Annotated in this window: 15 protein-coding genes; 10 read left to right on the forward strand and 5 right to left on the reverse strand. The window is 64.6% G+C overall.

Annotation, left to right across the window (positions count from 1 at the left end):
- The first annotated feature begins 95 nt into the window (after nucleotides 1–95).
- The 6 genes from DKK67_RS16305 to DKK67_RS16330 all read left to right on the forward strand — a co-directional run bounded on the left by DKK67_RS16305 (nucleotide 96) and on the right by DKK67_RS16330 (nucleotide 7,122).
- Entirely contained in the window at nucleotides 96–1,586 is a 1,491-nt protein-coding gene (locus DKK67_RS16305) for a CoA-acylating methylmalonate-semialdehyde dehydrogenase (RefSeq protein WP_111497640.1), read from the forward strand.
- Nucleotides 1,587–1,597: 11 nt separating this feature from the next.
- The gene (locus DKK67_RS16310) at nucleotides 1,598–2,764 is read left to right on the forward strand and encodes an acyl-CoA dehydrogenase family protein (protein WP_111497563.1); all 1,167 of its coding nucleotides are present in this window, start codon (nucleotides 1,598–1,600) and stop codon (nucleotides 2,762–2,764) included.
- Between the two features lie 14 nt (nucleotides 2,765–2,778).
- On the forward strand, nucleotides 2,779–3,558 hold the full coding sequence (locus DKK67_RS16315; RefSeq protein WP_111497564.1) for an enoyl-CoA hydratase: 780 nt from the start codon (nucleotides 2,779–2,781) through the stop codon (nucleotides 3,556–3,558).
- 14 nt (nucleotides 3,559–3,572) lie between these two features.
- Nucleotides 3,573–4,646: an enoyl-CoA hydratase/isomerase family protein gene (locus tag DKK67_RS16320; RefSeq protein WP_111497565.1), complete on the forward strand. Its 1,074-nt coding sequence runs from the start codon at nucleotides 3,573–3,575 to the stop codon at nucleotides 4,644–4,646.
- A gap of 160 nt (nucleotides 4,647–4,806) precedes the next feature.
- The gene (mmsB, locus tag DKK67_RS16325) at nucleotides 4,807–5,694 is read left to right on the forward strand and encodes a 3-hydroxyisobutyrate dehydrogenase (RefSeq protein WP_111497566.1); all 888 of its coding nucleotides are present in this window, start codon (nucleotides 4,807–4,809) and stop codon (nucleotides 5,692–5,694) included.
- Between the two features lie 321 nt (nucleotides 5,695–6,015).
- Nucleotides 6,016–7,122 carry an AI-2E family transporter gene (locus tag DKK67_RS16330; protein ID WP_111497567.1) on the forward strand — a complete coding sequence of 369 codons (1,107 nt, stop codon included), beginning with the start codon at nucleotides 6,016–6,018 and terminating at the stop codon, nucleotides 7,120–7,122.
- A gap of 40 nt (nucleotides 7,123–7,162) precedes the next feature.
- Here DKK67_RS16330 and DKK67_RS16335 read toward each other — a convergent pair whose 3' ends face one another.
- Nucleotides 7,163–7,837: a hypothetical protein gene (locus DKK67_RS16335; RefSeq protein ID WP_111497568.1), complete on the reverse strand. Its 675-nt coding sequence runs from the start codon at nucleotides 7,835–7,837 to the stop codon at nucleotides 7,163–7,165.
- Between the two features lie 298 nt (nucleotides 7,838–8,135).
- Between DKK67_RS16335 and DKK67_RS16340 the strand changes: the two genes are divergently transcribed.
- The 3 genes from DKK67_RS16340 to DKK67_RS21635 all read left to right on the forward strand — a co-directional run bounded on the left by DKK67_RS16340 (nucleotide 8,136) and on the right by DKK67_RS21635 (nucleotide 10,200).
- The gene (locus DKK67_RS16340) at nucleotides 8,136–9,194 is read left to right on the forward strand and encodes a proline racemase family protein (RefSeq protein WP_111497569.1); all 1,059 of its coding nucleotides are present in this window, start codon (nucleotides 8,136–8,138) and stop codon (nucleotides 9,192–9,194) included.
- Between the two features lie 178 nt (nucleotides 9,195–9,372).
- Nucleotides 9,373–9,813: a cyanase gene (cynS, locus tag DKK67_RS16345; protein WP_111497641.1), complete on the forward strand. Its 441-nt coding sequence runs from the start codon at nucleotides 9,373–9,375 to the stop codon at nucleotides 9,811–9,813.
- 219 nt (nucleotides 9,814–10,032) lie between these two features.
- A complete protein-coding gene (locus DKK67_RS21635; RefSeq protein ID WP_162628855.1) occupies nucleotides 10,033–10,200 on the forward strand; it encodes a hypothetical protein in 168 nt (55 codons plus the stop codon).
- Nucleotides 10,201–10,252: 52 nt separating this feature from the next.
- Here DKK67_RS21635 and DKK67_RS16355 read toward each other — a convergent pair whose 3' ends face one another.
- Both DKK67_RS16355 and DKK67_RS16360 read right to left on the reverse strand, forming a co-directional pair.
- Nucleotides 10,253–11,878, reverse strand: a complete 1,626-nt coding sequence (locus DKK67_RS16355; protein ID WP_111497571.1) for a methyl-accepting chemotaxis protein — start codon at nucleotides 11,876–11,878, stop codon at nucleotides 10,253–10,255.
- Nucleotides 11,879–12,022: 144 nt separating this feature from the next.
- A complete protein-coding gene (locus DKK67_RS16360) occupies nucleotides 12,023–12,958 on the reverse strand; it encodes an alpha/beta fold hydrolase (protein ID WP_111497572.1) in 936 nt (311 codons plus the stop codon).
- A gap of 152 nt (nucleotides 12,959–13,110) precedes the next feature.
- Here DKK67_RS16360 and DKK67_RS16365 point away from each other — a divergent pair, with 152 nt between their 5' ends.
- On the forward strand, nucleotides 13,111–13,512 hold the full coding sequence (locus DKK67_RS16365) for a thiol-disulfide oxidoreductase DCC family protein (protein WP_111497573.1): 402 nt from the start codon (nucleotides 13,111–13,113) through the stop codon (nucleotides 13,510–13,512).
- Nucleotides 13,513–13,525: 13 nt separating this feature from the next.
- Here the strand turns inward: DKK67_RS16365 and DKK67_RS16370 are convergent, their stop codons facing one another.
- Together DKK67_RS16370 and DKK67_RS16375 are read right to left on the reverse strand one after the other, a co-directional pair.
- The gene (locus DKK67_RS16370) at nucleotides 13,526–14,254 is read right to left on the reverse strand and encodes a 3'-5' exonuclease (protein WP_111497574.1); all 729 of its coding nucleotides are present in this window, start codon (nucleotides 14,252–14,254) and stop codon (nucleotides 13,526–13,528) included.
- A gap of 9 nt (nucleotides 14,255–14,263) precedes the next feature.
- Entirely contained in the window at nucleotides 14,264–16,168 is a 1,905-nt protein-coding gene (locus tag DKK67_RS16375; protein WP_111497575.1) for a DUF294 nucleotidyltransferase-like domain-containing protein, read from the reverse strand.
- Nucleotides 16,169–16,230 lie beyond the last annotated feature (62 nt).

Here is a 16,230-nt window from a genome sequence, read left to right on the forward strand (position 1 = left end):
ATCCCTGTGCTAGCATCAATGGAAAGTCGGCGCTGAAGCGCGTCATGTCGCATCAGCGGCCGTTCCTTGCCTACAAAAACAACAGGGGAATGACCATGAAAAAAGTGCCACTCTTTATCGAGGGCGAGTTCTGCCAGAGTGCCGGTAACGACTGGATCGACGTCACCAACCCGGCCACCAACGAAGTGATCGCCCAGGTGCCCTGCGCCACCGAGGACGAGATGCAGCGGGCCATCGCTCACGCCGGTGAAGCCTTCAAAAGCTGGAAGGAGACGCCGGTCTCCGAACGGGCGCGCCTGATGATGCGTTACCAGGCATTGCTCAAGGAGCACCACGACGAGATCGCCGAGATCCTGTCCCAGGAAACCGGCAAGACCTTCGAGGACGCCAAGGGCGATGTCTGGCGCGGCATCGAGGTGGTGGAGCACGCCGCCAACATCCCATCCCTGATGATGGGCGAGACCGTCGAGAACGTCGCCCGCGAGATCGACACCTACTCCTACACCCAGCCCCTGGGCGTCTGCGCCGGCATCACGCCGTTCAACTTCCCGGCCATGATTCCCCTGTGGATGTTCCCCATGGCCATCGCCGCCGGTAATACCTTTGTCCTCAAGCCCTCCGAACAGGACCCGTTGACGCCGACCCGCCTGGCCGAGCTGTTCGTCGAGGCCGGCGCGCCCAAGGGCGTGCTGCAGGTGGTCCACGGCGCCAAGCCGCAGGTGGACACGCTGCTGACCGATCCCGCCATCAAGGCGGTGTCCTTCGTCGGCTCCGTCCCGGTGGGCCGTTACATCTACGAGACCGGCACCCGCAACATGAAGCGGGTACAGAGCTTCGCCGGCGCCAAGAACCACATGGTGATCCTGCCGGACGCCGACAAGGAACAGGTGGTCAACGCCCTGGTCGGTGCTTCCGTCGGCGCCGCCGGCCAGCGCTGCATGGCCATTTCCGTGGCGGTGTTCGTGGGCGAGGCCCAGGAGTGGATTCCGGAAGTGAAAGAGGCGCTGGCGAAGGTACGTCCGGGCGCCTGGAACGACTCCGGTGCCAGCTACGGCCCGGTCATCAGCTCGAAAGCCAAAGACCGAATTGAGCAGCTTATCGGCCAGGGCGAGCAGGAAGGCGCACGGCTGCTGCTGGACGGTCGCGGCTGCACCGTCGACGGCTTGCCGGACGGCAACTGGGTGGGCCCGACGCTGTTCGCCGGCGTGACCCCGGAGATGAGCATCTACAAGGAAGAAATCTTCGGCCCGGTGCTGAGCTGCATGGAAGTGGATTCGCTGGATGACGCCATCGAGCTGGTCAACAACAGCCCCTACGGCAACGGTACCTCGATCTTCACCAGCTCCGGCGGCGCCGCGCGTCACTTCCAGCACGACATCGAAGTGGGGCAGGTGGGCATCAACATCCCGATTCCGGTGCCCCTGCCGTTCTTCTCCTTCACCGGCTGGAAGGGCTCGTTCTACGGCGACCAGCACGCCTACGGCAAACAGGCGGTGAAGTTCTACACCGAGACCAAGACCATCACCGCCCGCTGGTTCTCCAGTGACGCGGTGGCCGGCCCGAACTTCTCCATCCGGATGCACTGAGGAGCGCCGGTATGGATTTCGCGCTGAACGAAGACCAGCTGGCCTATCGGGACGCAGCACGGGCTTTCGCCGACAAGGCGATGGCCCCGCATGCTGCCGGCTGGGACATCGACCACACTTTCCCTGTTGACGTCATCCGCGAGGCCGGCGAGCTGGGCTTCTGCGGCATCTACACCCCCGAGGATAGCGGCGGGCTGGGGCTGTCGCGGCTGGACACCTCGATCATCGTCGAGGAGCTGGCGGCGGCCTGTCCGTCGACCGCGGCCTACATCACCATCCACAACATGGCCACCTGGATGGTGGCCTGCTTCGGATCGGATGCGGTGCGCGACACCATCGCCCCGCGCATGGCCAGCGGCGAGTACCTGGGGTCCTACTGCCTGACCGAGCCCGGCGCCGGCTCCGACGCCGCCAACCTGCAGACCAAAGCGGTGCGGGACGGCGACGGCTATCGCCTGACCGGTTCCAAGGTGTTCATCTCCGGCGCCGGGGCGACCCAGATCCTGCTGGTGATGGCCCGCACCGGTGCGCCGGACAGCGGCGCCAGGGGTATTTCCGCGTTCGTGGTGCCGGCCGATGCCGAGGGCGTTCACTACGGCAAATCCGAGGACAAGATGGGCTGGCACAGTCAGCCCACCCGTCAGGTCAGTTTCGACAACGTCCACGTGCCGCTGGAAAACCGGCTGGGGGAGGAGGGCGAAGGCTTCCGCTTCGCCATGAAGGGGCTGGACGGCGGGCGTCTGAACATCGCCACCTGCTCGCTCGGCGGTGCCCAGGCGGCGCTGCTGCGGGCGCGGGATTACCTGCATGAACGCAGCCAGTTCGGCCAGCCCCTGGCCCAGTTCCAGGCGCTGCAGTTCAAGCTGGCGGACATGGCCACCGATCTGGTGGCGGCGCGGCAGATGGTACGCCTGGCGGCCTGGAAGCTGGATCACGGCGATCCGGAGGCCACGCTGCACTGCGCCATGGCCAAGCGCTTCGCCACCGACGCCTGCTTTGAGGTGTGCAACCAGGCGCTGCAGCTGCACGGCGGTTACGGCTACATCCGTGAATACCCGCTCGAGCGCTACGTGCGGGACCTGCGGGTGCACCAGATCCTGGAAGGCACCAATGAAATCATGCGACTGATCATCGCGCGCCGGGTGCTGGAATCCGGCGTTGCCGAAGCCATTCAATAAGGAGAACAACACCGATGAGCGATTTCATCCGGCTGGAAAATCGTGGCCATGTGGCGGTCCTGACCATCGCCAACCCACCGGCGAACACCTGGACCGAGCAGTCCCTGGGCGACCTGGCGGACATCGTCGAGTCCCTCAATGCCGACCGCAACATCTTCGCCCTGGTGATCACCGGTGAGGGCGAGAAGTTCTTCTCCGCCGGCGCCGACCTCAAGACCTTTGCCGACGGCGACGAGGGTCGGGCCAACCGCATGGCCCAGGCGTTCGGTCACGCCTTCGCCACCCTGAGCCGGTTCCGCGGGGTGTCCATCGCCGCGGTCAACGGCTACGCCATGGGCGGTGGCCTGGAGTGTGCCCTGGCCTGCGACATCCGCATCGCCGAGGAACAGGCGCAGATGGCATTGCCGGAAGCCGGCGTCGGCCTGCTGCCCTGTGCCGGCGGCACCCAGAACCTGCCGTGGCTGGTGGGCGAGGGCTGGGCCAAGCGCATGATCCTGTGCGGCGAGCGGGTCAAGGCGGACAAGGCCCTGGCCATTGGCCTGGTCGAGGAAGTGGTGGCGACGGGCGCGTCCCTGGACAAGGCCATCGAACTGGCGGAAATGGCCTGCAAGCAGAGCCCGTCGTCCATTGCCCGCTGCAAGAATCTGGTAATGAGCGCCCGTGATGGCCGTTCCCACGACGATGGCTGGCGCATGGAACGGGAGCTGTTCGTGGAACTCTTCTCCACCGAGGACCAGCGCGAAGGCGTCAACGCGTTCCTGGAAAAGCGCGCGCCCGAGTGGAAAAACCGGTAAGTCCTGGAGTGAGCATGTCTGAACAAGCGATTGTGTTTGAGGAAAAGCCCGCAGCGGGCGGCAAGCGCGTCGGCGTGGCTTGCCTGAACCAGCCCAAGGCGCTCAATTCCCTGTCCCTGCCGATGATCCGGGCGCTGGAAGCGCAGCTGGAGCGCTGGGCGGCGGACGACGCCATCGCGGCCGTCTGGCTGGAAGGCGCCGGGGACAAGGCGTTCTGTGCCGGTGGCGATATCGTCGCACTGTACCGTTCGATGACCGAAGGTAGCAGCGGGCCGGACGAAGGCGTCGAGTTCTTCACCGAGGAATACGCCCTCGACTACCAGATCCACACCTTCCCCAAGCCGATCGTGGCCTGGGGCAACGGTTTCGTGATGGGCGGCGGCGTGGGCCTGTTGGCAGGCGCCTCCCACCGTGTGGTGACCGAGCACTCGCGGGTGGCGATGCCCGAAGTCACCATCGGGCTCTATCCGGACGTCGGAGCCAGTTGGTTTCTCAACCACATGCCGGGACACCTGGGGCTGTTTATCGGCCTGACCGGCGTGCATCTCAATGCCGCCGATGCCTGCTACCTGGGGCTGGCGGATCGCCGCATCGCCCATGAACACCGGGACGCCGTGCTCGACGGCCTGCTGCAATCCGATGACCTGGCGGCGGCGCCGCAGGCGGCCGTCAACGGCGTCCTGCGCACGTTCGAGCGGGAGTCGGTGGCGGTCATGCCGACCTCGGCGGTCCAGGCGCGCCGGGAAGCGATCGACGAGCTGATGGACGTCGAAGGCCTCGCCAGCCAGGTCAAACGCATCGCGGACTACGACGGCGACGATGCCTGGTTCCAGCGGGCGGCCAAAACCGCGCGGACCGGCTCGCCCACCACCATGGCGATACTCGAACGCCAGTTGCGGGAGACGCGGCTGGACGGCCTGAGAGCGGTGTTCGACAAGGAGCTGAAGCTGTCGATCCGTTGCCTGGAGAAAGGCGAGTTCGCCGAAGGCATCCGGGCGCTGCTGATCGACAAGGACAAGAACCCGCGCTGGCGTTATCCGTCGCTGGAGAGTATGGACCCGGCCTGGGTGGCGGGTTTTTTCGAGTAGGTTTACCTGGATCACGTGGGATCCCCCGACCCCTCTTCCGTGAGGAGAGAGGGGAGCTTGAAGGCACTCTCGAGGAATAGCTCCCTCTCCCCTTGCGGGAGAGGGTTGGGGAGAGGGGGTAGCTGCCAATTCCCAAACAAAAACAACAGGAGCAAAAAACATGGCCAACATTACCTTCATCGGACTGGGCAACATGGGCGGCCCCATGGCCCACAATCTGCTCAAGGCCGGACACACGGTCACGGTATTCGACCTGTCCGCCGATGCGGTCAAGGCGGTGACCGACGATGGCGCCAGGACGGCGGACACAGTCCACGCGGCGGCCGAGGGCGCGGAGGTCCTGATCACCATGCTGCCCGCCGGCGAGCACGTCGAGGCGGTCTACCTGGGCGAGGACGGTCTGCTCAACAGCCTGTCCACGTCGACCCTGGTGATCGATTCCTCCACCATTGCGCCGGAGACGTCGCGCGGTGTTGCCGACGCGGCGCGGGAGAAGGGCATCGAGTTTCTGGACGCCCCGGTGTCCGGTGGTGTGGGCGGTGCCAAAGCGGGCACCCTGACCTTTATCTGCGGCGGTGAGGACGCCGCGTTCGAGAAAGCTAAACCGATCCTGCAGGATATGGGCAGGAACATCTTTCACGCCGGCCCTCACGGCGCCGGGCAGGTGGCCAAACTGTGCAACAACATGCTGCTGGCGGTGCTGATGAACGGCACCTGTGAGGCCCTGGCCCTGGGGGTGAAGAACGGCCTGGACCCTGCGGTGCTGTCGGAAATCATGCGCCAGAGTTCGGGCGGCAACTGGGCCCTGAACGTCTACAATCCCTGGCCGGGGGTGATGGAGGGGGCGCCGGCCGGCAACGACTACCAGGGCGGTTTCCTGGTGGACCTGATGAACAAGGATCTGGGGCTGGCGTTCGATAACGCGGTGAAGAACAAGGCGCCGATTCCCATGGGCGCGCTGGCGCGCAACATGTACGCGCTGCACGGCCAGCAAGGCAACGGGCGGCTGGATTTCTCCAGCATCCAGCGGTTCTATCGAGGGGAGTGACCGCCGCTATCGACGGTGCTCGGTAATCGCTGGCCTCATGCGATTGCCCCGGGGTTGGTTGAAGCGGATGGAAGCCTCTGCCGGAGAAGGGGCAGGGATGCCCCGACCGGTATAACCGGTCAGGGACGGCGGTGTATTACGGCGGAGGCAAGGGCTTCCATTCGCTTCTCGCTTGAGATCTCCGCCTTGATACGCCGCTGAATTATTCTCGCCCACAAGGTCGCAAATGCCATCGCAACCCTCTGAAAATCTGGGTGTAACGTGAACTTTGACGACAGGTTCCATAGACTGGACGCTCATTCCGAGACCGGAGCACCCTGAATGGCCGACACGCCACCATCCGCGGACAGCGCGCGCAGCGACAAACCATCACGTCTTGCCATTCCCGCCAACATGACCACCCCCATCTACGGGCTGTTCATTCTGGGAATTCTCTACACCCTGTACGTTGCGCACCAGATCATCCTGCCGATCACTCTGGCGATCCTGGCCAGCCTGCTGCTGGAACCGGCGGTAAGGGCGGCGCGGATGCGCTGGCATATTCCGCGTGGGGTGACCGCGCTGGTGCTGATCCTGGGGCTGTTGGCCGGTATGGCGGGCGTCGGTTGGGCGGTGTCCAAACCCATTCTGGAATGGGCGGAGAAAGCGCCGGAAGGCATCTCGCGTCTGCTGGTGGGCGGTCAGGGGATTACCGCCAGTATCGAGCGGGTCACCGAATCCGCCCGCGAGGTGGAAAAGAAAATGGACGAGCTGTCGCCCAACGATGACGCGCCGACCCAGGTCGTCGTGGAATCCAATTCGTGGCAGCAGACCATGTTCACCAAGCTGCGCAACGGTGTCAGCGGTCTGGCGCTCGCCCTGGCGTTGAGCTACTTCCTGCTGGTCAGCGGCGACAGCCTGATACGTAACTTCGTGAAGCAGCTGCGCAAGCCCAACCGTCGACTCATGCTCAAAGTGGTGCGGGATTCCCAAAGCCAGATTGCCCAGTACCTGGTGGTGATCAGCGCCAGTAATCTGCTGGTAGGGCTGCTGACTGGCCTCATGTGCTGGGCGGTGGGCCTGCCGTCGCCGGCGGTGTGGGGACTGATCGCCGGGCTGGCGCGCTTCGTGCCCTACCTGGGCGTGATCGTGACGGTCGGTCTGCTGGGCGTGGTGTCCCTGACCAGCCTCGACACCCTGTGGATGATGGCCATCGCGCCGCTTGGCTACGTCGCGCTCACCTCACTGGTGGGCTTTTTCATCGAGCCCTACATTCACGGCTTCCGTATGTCGATCAACCCGGTGGTGATCTTCCTGTCGATCTTCTTCTGGGGCTGGTTGTGGGGTGCGATCGGCGTGGTGATGGCGGTACCGCTGATGACCGTGCTGCAGGTGGTGCTCAGGCAGATTCCCCGGTTGCGGCCGGTTTACCGGGTGATTGCCCGCTAGACAGACATGCCGTTCGGGCGGCAAGGCATTGCCTGCCGCCTTATCCCTTGCCGATGCTGTCGAGGCTGCCTTCGCCGGCAAACAGGTCCGACGTGTATTCCAGCGGGCTTTTGCCGGTCACCATGTCAAAGCTGGCACCAGCCAGGGACAGGGCCGCCCCCAACGCGCCGCCGTAGAGCGTGCCTCCCGCCACCTGGGCCAGGTAGCCCTGCTCGTCACCGGTCATCTTCTGGTAGAGCACATCTACCATGGGCAGGTGCTGCAGCGGGTTCACCACATCCACCAGATCGCTCCAGGAGGCATTGTTGCCGTCGTCGAACAGGGTACGCGGGCTGCTTGGCAGTGCCTCTTCTCCGCTCTCGGTGGCGGTGCTGCCGGCCAGGGTCTGTGCCGTGGTTTCGGCCTCAGTGCTGGCTTCGGCGGATGCACTCAGCAACGGACCAATGGCCCCGGTCAGGCCGCTGAACAGGCCCTGGCTGAGGGCGGTCATGGCCTGGTCGCCGCTGGCGTCGGCCAGTTCTCCGGTAGCCGAAGCGGCGCTGCTGCCGCTTAATCCGTCCGCCACGGCGTCGCTCATGAGATCGGAGAAAATCTGGTCGAACTGGCCGGCGTTGGAGGAATCCGTCGATACGCCGGTGCTGTCCTCGTCATTGCCCGTCGCCGGGGAGGCGCTGGTTGTGACATCGGGGTTGCTGAAGAAACTGCTGATTTCCATGATCATTCTCCGGGCACGGCCTGGGCCGGGTGGCGACAAGCGGCAAAGGTTTGCAGCGAGCGCGCGGTTTTTCACATCCGTTAGACGATTCAGCAATAAGTGAGCCAGTCCTGATGATGGCCTTTGCCGGCAACATGGCGCGGGTGAGCTGGCTGCCCGACGCCGGGCCCGGGATTGTCGTCGCACGCTATGAAGCAACCGGCAAAATGGCCTAACCTGTCGACATGGCCTGATCGCGCTGTAACGCGCTCAGAGTGGCCGTGCCAGACACCCAAGGTGATAGAGGGGGAAGTAACTTATGCCGGATGATCATGCCCACCACCGGATGCGCTCCATTGGCCTGATCGACATGCAGTCGGGTGGCGATGTGAGTCGCATCATCACCTCCGGCGTCGCGCATCTGCCAGGCGCCTCGGTGCTGGAGAAGATGCGCTATATCCAGGAACACGGCGATGGGTTCCGCCGGCTATTGCTGTCCGAACCCTACGGCGATCCGTTCATGTCCCTGGACCTGATCGTGGAGCCGTCGCACCCGGAAGCCCAGGCGGGCTACATCATCATGGAAGCCATGGGCTACCCGCTGTATTCGGGCTCCAACACCATCTGCACGGCCACCGCGATCCTGCAAAGCGGCATCGTGCCCATGGAGGAGGGCGAGCAGTCGCTGGTGCTGGAATCCCCCGCTGGCCTGGCGCGGATCAAGGCCTATAACGAGAACGGCCGCACCCAGTCGATCACGACGCAGGGGGAACCCGCCTACGTGGAAGCGCGGGATCAGGAAGTGGAGGTGCCGCATTACGGCCGGGTGCGCTTCGACCTGGTCTGGAGCGGCGCCTATTTTGCGCTGGTGGACGCGGCCCAGTACGGCTTCCATCTGACGGCCGAGGAAATCCCGGCATTGACCGCCTTCGGCCACGCCCTGGTGACGGCCGCACGGCCCCAGGTGACCCGGCAGCATCCGGAGTTGGGCGAAGTGGGGCCACTGCCCTTTGCCCATTTCATGGGGCCGCTGGACCCGGTGGGCACGGACGGCTATCGCACGCCCTCCGCCACCTACGTGCATCCGGGCGTGATCTGCCGCAGCCCCACGGGGACGGGGACCTCGGCGCGGCTGGCGCTGATGTACGATGCCGGCGAGATCCAGGATGGCCAGTGGATCGAAACGGTCTCGCCCCGCGGCAGCTCCTTTATAGGCAAGGTGCTGGGGGAGGCCACTGTCGCCGGGCATCGGGCCATGAACAGTGACATCACCGGCCGCGCCTGGACCCTGGCGCGCTCGGAAGTGGTAGTGGACCTGGATGATCCGCTGGTGGACAGTTCCGACCTGGAAGGCGTCCTGGATACGCGGCCGGAGTAGCAACACCGACAATCCCGTCACGCCGGGGCGTCCTGCCCCGGCATGCTTGGCGTCAACGCCCGTGGCGCAGCTCTTGCACTGAACTTCCCCGAAACGGCGTCGTTCCGGCGTCGAACGCAACCAGTCGCCAATCGCCGGCACCACGCCGGTGCAGGCGATCAACTATGGGGAGTCCAGCATGAACAAGGAACTGATGACCGCACGCATCCTCGAGGCAAAGAACGCCAAAGGGCTGACCTGGGAAGCGATGGCGCAATCCATTGGCATGTCGCCGGTATTCACCACCTCGGCCTGCTTCGGCTCTAACAGCCTGACCGAGGACAAGGCACTGGCGGTGTGTGAAATGCTGGAGCTGGACAGGGAGGTCGCAGACGCCCTCCAGGCCTGTCCGTACAAAAGCTGGGACTGGACCGTACCCCAGGATCCGCTGATCTACCGCTTCTACGAAGTGACTGGCGTCTATGGCGATACGCTAAAGGCGCTGATCCACGAGAAGTTCGGTGACGGCATTATGAGCGCCATCGATTTCGAGATGGCGGTGGACAAGGAGGAAAACCCGGCTGGCGACCGGGTGGTGGTGACCATGAGTGGGAAATTCCTGCCCTACAAGAAGTGGTAGGGCGGGGCGTCCTGACCCGGCGGCATCGGACACCGGCAACTTTCGTTTGTTGATCGCCCTTCGCCTCGAACTGACCTTTGCTGTTTACAAATGAGAATTATTCTCATATTGTGAATGTGTATCGTCTCGATTGATTGGAACGAGTTTCGAATCACGCTCTGGCAACGCGTCACGTCGGTGCTCATTGGCACCGTACAGGCGACTGAAGGGGGAAGGATCATGCTGCTGGTACTGCGAAGAAACGATGCGCCCCGGGAGATCGATATCCCCGTGGACGGCGCGGAGCCCCGCGACCGGGAAATCCTGGAAGGCCTCAAGGTGGCAGGGATTGCCCTTGGCGTCGCGTTCCTGGCGGGATTGTTGTCTGCCACAGGCGGCATCCTCTGATGCCGGAAGGCGGCCGGCGCCGAAGCGTCGGCGCCGGCCGTCATGACCCTCGTCAGGCGCGGATGCGGGCGGCCAGCCGGTTGGCTTCGGCGGCCATGGCTTCCAGTTCCGGCACCGTCGCCAGATTGTTGCGGGCGGCCTGACTCATGGCTTCGGAAATCTCCGCCACGCCGGACACGTTGCGGTTGATGTCCTCGCAGACGCTGGTCTGTTCCTCGGCGGCGGTCGCCACCTGGGTGGTGGCGTCGTTGACCTGCGCCATCCGCCCCTGGATGTCGCCCAGGCTGGCGCGGACCGTCCCCACGGCCTCACGGCTTTCCTGACCGACAATCTCGCTGGCCTGCATGTACTCCATGGCATCCTGCGAGCCCGAGTGGATGGTTTCGATGATCTTGTCGATTTCCACCGTGGCCTCCTGTGTTTTAGACGCCAGCGAGCGCACCTCGTCCGCCACCACCGCGAAGCCGCGTCCGGCCTCGCCGGCCCGGGCGGCTTCAATGGCGGCGTTCAGCGCCAGCAGGTTGGTCTGGTCGGCAATTTCCCGGATCACTTCCATCACCTTGCCCACCTTGCGGCCGTCCTCGGCCAGGCTCGACACTGTCTCGCTGGAACTGCGGATCTGCGACACCAGCCGTTCCATGCTCTCCACCGCCGATTCAATCTGACGGTCGGCGGTATCGGTCTGCTCCGACGTTTCGCGCACTTCGCTGGCCACCGTCGCCGCATGCTGGGCCACGTCCTGGGCGGTGGCGGACATTTCGTTCATGGCGGTGGCGATCTGGTCGATGCGCTGATGGGCGTCGTCCGCCCGATTGGACACTTCGTCGGCGTTGTCACGGATGATGTCGCGGGTGCCTTCCAGCTGGCTGGCGTTGCGTGACAGCTGCTCGCTGGTGTCCACCAGGAACTGGTGCAGCTTGCGCGCCGCGTCGGCCAGACGGCCCAGCTCGTCGTTACGCCGGATGCTGACCGTCTCGCTGACGTCGCCATCGCCCAGGCGCTGGATATTATCGATCAGTTTCTGGGTGGGGCGGATCACCGCGCGTAGCAGCACGATCACGCAGGCTACCGTCCCCAGCAGGATCGCCAGCATCAGGATGCTGCCCAGCAGTTGGGCGCGGGCGGTCACCTCGGCATCCAGCGCCTCAAGCCGTTCCATGGCGTCGGCGCGGATATCGGTGGCGGCCTGCTCGATCAGATCGCTGGGCTCGCGGTCGATCCCGCGCACGGCGGCGTCACCGGCCTTGTGGTCGAAGCCGGCGTCGACGAAATCCTGATAACCCTGGCGGTAAGCCCGGCCCATTTGCTCATGCGCGGCCTGGAAACGCTCCAGCAAATCACGGGCGTCGGCGTTGCCTAGCCGCGGGATCAGGTCGTCCAGGTTTGACTGGATGCGGTCTTCCTGGGCCTGGAACTGGCGCCAGTACTTGTCCCGGTCGTCCCTGTTGTGCCCGCGCAGCAGGACGTTCTTCCATTCCTGCACCTGGGTCTTGAACTGGCTCAGAACGTCCTGAACCTCCATGGCCTGGCCCAGGTCCTCCGAACCGAGTGCGTAGAGATCGTCCTTGACCTGCAGTGAATGGCTGAAATAGAGGCCGGCCACAATGGCGACCACCAGGTTGGCGCCGATGATGATCGTCAGCACCCGGTTGAGAATGCTCCGCGTATACCACTGCATCAGTAGACCCTCTCTAGTGTCCAGTCTGAGGTAAAGACAGAAAAATGGGTGGAGCCCCCGGAAGGGCCCAATTGGGGAGGGATTGTATGACGATTAGGTTAAAGTTTTATGAAACTGTCGCGGTCCAGGACCAATAACGGGATTTCATCGGGCGTCGGCGCGGGTGGTGACGCGACTGGCTTCCAGGCGGGGCGTGGTGTGCTGGCTCTCGATGCTGGCGACGAACTCGTCGATGTCACAGGCCAGGTCCCGCGGATGGCTGAGTGGCGCCCAATGACCGGCGTCCAGCTCGCGCCGGAACAGGGCCGGGACCCACTCGTGCAGGTCGTCGAACAGCTGGGCGCCGACGTAGCGGTCCCGTTCGGGAACGATTACCTGGACCGGGCAGTGGGCGTAGCGCACGCGTGGGTTGAGCAACCGCGGCAGCATGTTGGCGCGGTACAGGCGAATGCCGTCGCGACCGTCTGCGGACTGCCAGGGGTTGTCCGCGCCCGGGCGGATGCCTTCGCTGGCGGCCAGGTACTGTGGCCAGAGCCCGCCGAGTCGGGAACGCCACAGCGTTGCGGCCAGCCAGGGCAGGTGGAAGGCGCCGATGTACCAGGAACTGGCCGCTTGCCGGGCCACTTTCCAGTGCTCCCGTAACGAGCGGCCGCCAAGGCGGTGCCGGAACCAGTGGCCGACGTGGTCCAGGCAGGGGCCGGAAATCGAGGTGAATGACCGAATGCGCGCCCTCAGACGCTCGCCGGTCACCGACTCCCAGCACTGGATCGATCCCCAGTCGTGGCCGACCAGATGGAAGGCGCGGTCTGCCAGCACGGTATCGACCACCGCTTCCAGGTCCCGGGCCAGTAGGGGCAGCCGGTAGTCGCGGGTTCGTTGCGGGCGCTGCGAGCGACCGGCGCCGCGCACGTCGTAGGTCACCACAAACCAGTCCCGGGCGAGGTGTTCGGCGACCGCGTTCCAGACTGTCTGGTTGTCCGGGTAGCCGTGCACCAGCACGATGGCCGGGGCGTCCTGCGGGCCGCGTGTGGTGACCTGAAGCTGCACGCCGCAACCTTCGATTCGATGTTCGCTGGCCATGATGATGCTCCTGCAACCTGGTCTCGATAGCAGGGGTACTGTAGCCGCCGGTCAAAGGCGATACGATGGCCGGAGGGGCCTAAGACCATGCCGGGCGGGCTTTCGGAGAGGGCGGGGAGATGGAGCAGCGAAAGCGGAAAGGAGCAAGGCCGATGACAGACGAACCGGTGATCCTGTTCGACGGTGTCTGCGCGCTGTGCCAGTTCTGGGCGCGCTTCGTGGTGCGCCACGACCACAGTGGACGTTTCCGGCTGGGAACCCTGCAATCGTCCGCGGGACAGGCCCTGTGCCACCGGACCGGTGTGGATCCGCAGCGGATGGACAGCGTGGTGCTGATCCAGGACGGCGATGCCCACCTGCGCAGCGACGCGATCCTGCGCATCGTGAGTCGACTGCCCCGGCCCTGGTGCTGGCTGCGTGGCCTGCGCTGGGTACCGCGTCCGCTGCGGGATGCGGTCTACGACATCGTCGGCCGGTTCCGCTATCGGGTGTTCGGGCGCTATGACCAATGCCCGCTGCCGGCGGAAGCCGATCGCTGGCGCTTTATTGACTGAGCGGTATCGGGCGTCAGTGCCAGAGATCCCGCAGCGGGGTGTTCGGGGAGAAATGGTGCTGCAACTGGGCCTGCAGCAGTTCCGCCGTGGCCAGGGCATCGGTCAGGGCGTGATGGGGCGCGTAGTAGGGCAGACCGTAGCGGGTGCGGCTGTCGGCCAGGCGAATGGAAGCCGGTTTGCGTCCGCGCAGCCGGTCCCACAGCCCCGGCTTCTTTTGCCGGTGCCAGCGCGCCTCCAGCTCCATGGTGTCGATCACCGGAAATTCGATGCCTTCCTCCAGCCGCCAGCGCAGGGCCCGGTCCAGGAAGCTGCGTTCGATGTTGCGAAAGTGAACCACCACGATGCGCCCGGCCAGGGACGCCAGCAGGTCGTCGAGGACTTCCCGCAGGTCCGGTGCCTCGCGGATTTCGGAGTGGGTGATGCCGTGGTAGGTCACCGATTCCCGGTGCAGGGGCAACACCGGCCGCACGACCCAGTGGCGGGCTTCACGGCAGCGGATGCGCTCGCTGGTGAAGGGCACCAGCCCGATGCTGACAATCGAGTGCGTGTCGGCGTCCAGTCCGGTGGTCTCGAAATCCAGCGCCACCATGGGCACCTCGCTCATCGGCGTGTCTCCGGACGGCGCCCCGTGTTCGTAATAGTCGCGCAGGGCAGGTGACTGGGCCGTCTCGGCCAGTATCTGCATGCGGGCCGGCCAGTCCGGTGTGGCCGGTTGTTCCACCATGGCGGTGCGCTGATTCATGGGCGAGCCCTAGTTGATGCTGCCGCCGCCGCTGGCGTGATAGCGGTAGCGCAGGAATTTCTGGGCGCTGCTGATGACCTGGAACGCCTCCTTGAGGTTGCGTCGTTCGAATCGGGTCATGTTTTCCGGTTCAATGTTGTTGTCCGGATCGCGGCCGGCCTCGATATCCAGGGCCTGATGGCGGATACGGGTGATCGAGAGCAGCTCCAGCGCGTCGCGCAGGTTGTTGGCCACGCCGTCGGCCAGCAGTTGGGTTTCGGCGATGGCGTTGATGCGGTTGAAGGTATTCTGGGCGCGGGAGCCGCAGGCCAGGGCATGCACCCGGATCAGGTCGGACAGCGGCGCCGTGCCGCGGCGTTTGAGGTTGATGGAGTTGTTGTGCTTGCCGTCGTTCTCCATCACGAAATCCCGGAAGAAACCCAGCGGCGGTTTGCGGTTGAGGGCGGCGTGCGCCAGGTAAGCCAGGAATTTGGGCGTGTTCTTGGCCTTTTCCGCAATCAGGTCCTTGAGCGTTTCGGCGAACTGGGTTTCCCCGGCCACGCCGTCCAGGTCGAAGAAGATCGCGCTGTTGAGCAGGGATTTGGCGTTGGGGTTCTCGATCCAGTCGGTGAAGTACGCCTTCCACACATGCAGCGGCTGCCGCCACTGCTCGTTGGTGGCCATGATGTCACCGGTGCAGTAGGTGTAGCCGCACTGGTCCAGACCGTCGCTGACGAAGGTCGCGAGAGCCTTGAAGTAGTCGTCGTGCTGCTCCGGTATGAAGCTGTCGTCCAGCACCAGGGCGTTGTCCTGGTCGGTGACGATCAGCTGCTCGTCCCGCGCCATGGACCCCATCGCCATGAAACAGTAGGGCACCGGCGGCGGCCCCAGTTTCTCTTCCGCCAGTTCCAGCAGGCGCTGGGTGATGGCCCGGCCGATGCCCGCCATGGCGCTGCCGATCATATGGGAGTTGGCGTCCTCGTTGACCATGCGCACGAAGGTGGCGGCGGTGTCCTTGCTCAGGCGCTTGAGGCCGCGTACGTCCACCTGGTGGTGGATGTTGCTGACCAGGTAGAGGCTGCTCTGGGATTCGTACTTGACGATGTCCGACAGGGCCACCACGCCCACCGGTTTGTGCCGGTGCAGTACCGGCAGGTGGTGCACGTTATGGCGCAGCATGGTGAGCATGGCTTCGAACACGTACTTGTCGGACTGGATGTAGACCAGGTCGGTGGACATGATCTCGCTGACCGGCGTGTCGTAGGCCAGTCCCGTGGCCAGGGCCCGGGTGCGCAGGTCACGGTCGGTGATGATGCCCGCCACCATCGGGTTGTCACCGGGCTTCCAGTCCTGGTCGATGCGGGCGCCGGGGTGAGTCAGCACCAGGGCCGAAACGCCCTCGTCGGTCATCACTTTGGCGGCGTCCTGAATGGACGTGCTGGAGACGGCCGTGACCGGCGTACGGGTAATCAGTTTGCGCACCCGTGAGGTCATCAGCGGGTTGGATTTCTCCTGCCGGGAGACGGCGGCGCGCAGACGCCCCTGGTCCTCGATGTCGAAAAAATCCGCGAAGTGTTCGCCGGCTTCCCAGAGTTCCTGGAAGACGGCGTCGGGAATCAGGTAGATCAGCGTGTCTTCGAGCGCATTGGCCGGGTAGCGGGTCTTCTTGTTCATCATCAGACCCAGCTGGCCGAACAGGTCGCCCTCGCTCAGGCGGTTGTAGAGTTCGCCGTTGCGCCGGTAGACTTCCACCGCGCCGCTGCGGATGAAGTAGAGATCGGACAGGGGCTGGCCGTAGGTGAGGATGGTCGAACCGGCCCGGTAGTAGGCCACTTCCACCTGTTGGGCCAGCCAGTTCAGGGTGTCTTCCGGCAGACCGTCAAACGGCGCGAAACGCCGGATATGATCCCTGATTTCAATCTGCTCGACTTCCATGGCATTCCGCTTCCGACCTGTGTTTATGGATATTCTGGCAGAGTTTCGAGCGGCCGCTCAAA

The organism is Marinobacter bohaiensis (assembly GCF_003258515.1).
GTDB lineage: Bacteria > Pseudomonadota > Gammaproteobacteria > Pseudomonadales > Oleiphilaceae > Marinobacter_A > Marinobacter_A bohaiensis.